3 protein-coding genes are annotated in these 2,794 nt (G+C 67.3%); 2 read left to right on the top strand and 1 reads right to left on the bottom strand.

What is annotated here, in order from left to right; all coding sequences use genetic code 11:
- Together tnpA and ABT085_RS45395 are read left to right on the top strand one after the other, a co-directional pair.
- Positions 1-266: IS200/IS605 family transposase (gene tnpA / locus ABT085_RS45400; RefSeq protein ID WP_351622853.1), on the top strand; the 266-nt coding region annotated here is incomplete at its 5' end.
- A gap of 369 nt (positions 267-635) precedes the next feature.
- Entirely contained in the window at positions 636-2,030 is a 1,395-nt protein-coding gene (locus ABT085_RS45395) for a cytochrome P450 family protein (protein WP_351622851.1), read from the top strand.
- A 361-nt stretch (positions 2,031-2,391) separates the two neighbouring features.
- Here the strand turns inward: ABT085_RS45395 and ABT085_RS45390 are convergent, their stop codons facing one another.
- On the bottom strand, positions 2,392-2,610 hold the full coding sequence (locus ABT085_RS45390; protein ID WP_351622848.1) for a dodecin: 219 nt from the start codon (positions 2,608-2,610) through the stop codon (positions 2,392-2,394).
- Between the last annotated feature and the right edge of the window lie 184 nt (positions 2,611-2,794).

Raw genomic sequence — 2,794 nt, 5'->3', positions numbered from 1 at the left:
ACCTCCTGGTGCACTACCCGCCCAAGGTCGCCGTCTCCAAGCTGGTCAACAGCCTCAAGGGCGTCTCCGCCCGCCGGATACGGCAGGAGTTCACCGGCCGGATCAACCGCACCATCATGCACGGGCACCTGTGGTCGCCCTCGTATTTCTCCGCATCGTGCGGAGGAGCACCGATGGCGATCGTGCGCGAGTACATCGAGCAGCAAAAACGTCTGCTCCAAGGTGCACGTCAGAGCAGTCTTGAGATGCATTCATCCCCGGCGTGAACGCCGGGGCTTTCCGCAAGAGTCCCGGTAACAGCGGCGTCCTTCGCAGTCGTTCTCCGACACACGCCGCAGATGTCTCGGTCAGGCAACCTTGGTAGGTCGGTTCGTGTGTGTCGAAGTCTGACGAAGTCCCTCGTCACGCCGTCGCTCGGCACGGCCCGCCCCGAACAGGTAGAGAAAGTGCCCTTCGGGTCACTCTTCGGTGCTCTCCGTGCACCCGCAGCCGATGATGTGGAGGGCTGCGAGGTGACGTCCGGGGCCTACCGGAACTCACACATCGCCGCCCGCTCGACTCCGCGATCCGCGCACATTCGCACTGACGCCGATCGCCCGTCGCATGACTCCAGAACCGCATTCGATGGGAACACGGTGACCGACCCCTCCCCCTACGTCTCCGACAGTCCGGCGTCCGGCTGCCCCGTGGTCGGCAACTCCGCCACGGCGCAGCTGTACAGTCCGGACTTCGCCGCCGATCCGCACCTGACGTATCACTACCTGCGACGCTTCGGTCCGGTCGCCCCCGTCGAGCTCGCTCCGGGCGTCGAGGCCATGCTCGTCACGGACTACGACGCCGCCCTGCAGGTGCTGCGCAGTCCGAAGACGTTCGTCAAGGACGCGCGACGCTGGCAGGCGCTGGCCGAAGGCAGGGTGCCACCCGACTCCCCCGTCCTCGCGATGATGGCGTGGAAGCCCTCGTCCCTCTTCGCCGATGGCGAACGCCACCGGCGACTGCGCACCGCGGTCCGCGAGAGTATCGACCAACTGGATCAGCACACCCTGCGCAAGTACGTCACGCGGAACGCGGACAAGCTGATCGACCGGTTCGGGCCGGTCGGACAGGCCGACCTGATGAGTGACTACAGTGCTCTCCTGCCACTGCAGGTGTTCATCGCCCTGGCAGGCTTTCCCCCGTCGTACGAGGACATCGTCCTCGCGGCGACAGCCGGGGTGATGAACGCGTCCGGTCCCGAAGCGGCTCGCCTGAGCGAAGAGTTCCTGGGGCATCTGTACGACCTCGTGGCCCACAAACGCCGGCAGCCGGGCGCCGACCTCACGTCCTGGCTGATGGCGCACGAGGCGGGCCTCACCGATGACGAGCTGGTCAGTGAGCTCTACCTTCTCATCGGAGCGGGAACTCAGCCGGAACAGGCGTTCATCGGCAATGTCCTGCGCCTGCTGCTCGTCGACAGCCGCTTCGCGGGAGACCTCCAGAACGGGACCGTGGGAGTCGAGGATGCGCTCGACGAGGTCCTGTGGGTCGATCCGCCCATGGCCAACTTCAGCGTGCACTTCGCCCTGCACGACGTGCGTCTCGGCGATGCACTCATTCCGGCCGGGGTTCCCACCCTGATCAGCCATGCGGCCGTCACGGAACAGCTGTCGATGCTTCCGGGACAGCGCATCGGCAACCGCGCGCACCTCGCGTGGGGTGCAGGCCCGCACGCCTGCCCGGTCCAGGACGAGGCCCGGATGATCGCCGCCATCGCGGTGGAACGGCTGCTGGACCGCATCCCCGACATGGCGCTGGCCGTCCATCCTGACGGGCTGCGCTGGCGGCAGGGCCCCTTCGCGCGCTGCCCCGAGTCCCTCCCCGTGTTCTTTCCTCCGGACTCCTCCCCCCTCGCCGAGGACCTGGCCCGAAGCGCTCCACCCGGCTGGGGTTCGGCCCTCGATCCCGGAAGTCCGAACGAAGACAGCGGCCAGGGCTCGAACGGCAACTGGCGCCGGCGGTTCTGGGCGGCCATCTCGGGAAATGGCGCATGAGTCACCTGGCACAGATGAGGCACCAGCGCCAGGCCGATGCGGCCTCGTATTCAGCCTGTTCCCACGACCTCGGCAACAGCCCGCGGCGCGGCCGACGGTCACTGGGCGAAGGCTCGAAACAGGCACTTGAAGACCATTCCCTTTTGCCTGCAAGTGCAGTGGGATCTGCACGGCCGAGTACCGCGCCGCCGGCGACGCGATCGGCCTGAAGTAGGGACATCGGCCGGGGCTGCGGGTGGGGAAGAGACGAACTACGTCCCGAAGGACTACTCCTCCACCCGGCTCAGCAGCTGAGCGACAAGCCTCCGGGACTGCTGCGCCCCGGTCGGCGGACGTATATGCAGGTGTCCGCGCCACGGCGTCAGTCTGTCGTGTCCTCCAGCCTGAAGCCCACCTTCAGACCCACCTGCCAGTGGGCGACCTCTCCATCCGCGATCTGGCCGCGCACCTGTGTCACCTCGAACCAGTCCAGGTTGCGCAAGGTCTGTGAGGCGCGACGGATGCCATTGCGGATCGCCGCGTCGACGCCCTCCGGCGACGAGCCGACGATCTCCGTGACACGGTAGGTGTGGTTCGACATTGAGACGTGCTCCTCGGAACAGTGACCGGCATTCCAGGTCCGCGCGACACACGGCCTGATCACTCCACCGTGCCCCATGGACCGCCGGTGCGCGAGGCAACCTCCGCCTGGCGCCGTCCCGCCCTTCAGTCAGCGGGCCCGCCGTAGCCCCGGACCCATACGCGCGAAGTCCCCTGCCGCTCAC

Origin of the sequence: Streptomyces sp. NPDC002265, from assembly GCF_040296125.1 — a bacterium.
Classification (GTDB): Bacteria; Actinomycetota; Actinomycetes; order Streptomycetales; family Streptomycetaceae; genus Streptomyces.
Note: the sequence above shows the minus strand (reverse complement) of the source record. Positions and strands in the feature narration are given on the sequence as shown.